Annotated in this window: 1 pseudogene; it reads right to left on the minus strand. The window is 50.7% G+C overall.

Features of this window, described 5'->3' with window-relative positions:
• A pseudogene (locus ACOCD2_RS24370) lies at window positions 1-480 on the minus strand (hypothetical protein); the annotation flags it as partial.
• Window positions 481-669 lie beyond the last annotated feature (189 nt).

Genomic DNA, 669 nt, shown 5'->3' on the forward strand with positions numbered 1-669 from the left:
CCTATTGCCGCATCTCCAGTTACCTGCAGACCATGGCAAATCAGGGATACAATCCGCTGGTCGCCATTCAAATGGCCTTTTCGGGACAGCTCTATGCTGATAGGGGTGAGTAGTTACCAAAGGAGAAAGGATAAACAGCGATAAAACAAAAGGTGACAGTCCGTTGACCAGTGCAACTATCAAAGGCAAATAGCGGCTGGCGTGACCGTAATCACTGTCTTTCAGATCAGCGATCAAGGCCTGCTCCAGATCATGCAGTTCTTTTTCGCGTTCCGCTTTTTCGCTCAGATAAGCGCTGCTCAGACCACTGATGAACAAAGCGATCGCCGCGCCCATGCAGGCACTGAGTGCGACCGGGATGTCGGACATTCCGCTTGTGTAAAAGCCCGTCAGCATGCCCAGCATGGTGAGTGCGCCATCAAAGCCGTTGGTGACCATGTAACGCCTTGCAATGCTTCCGGCACGAAACAGATGCAACATCGTATTCTTGTCAATGTGAAATAACATGTGGGCGTCGGGTGATTCAGGGTATCTCAAACAATGATGTTTTGGCTCTTCCCCTGATTGAGTGGGCGCCCATCATCTAGTAATCCCATCAGGGTAAAGATCCAACCCGCCGAGATGGAAGTAAATGGCATTGGCAAACCGCTCTTTATTGCGGAAGCCTCT

This window comes from Thiolapillus sp. (genome assembly GCF_048562965.1).
Taxonomy (GTDB): Bacteria; Pseudomonadota; Gammaproteobacteria; order Chromatiales; family Chromatiaceae; genus Thiolapillus; species Thiolapillus brandeum_A.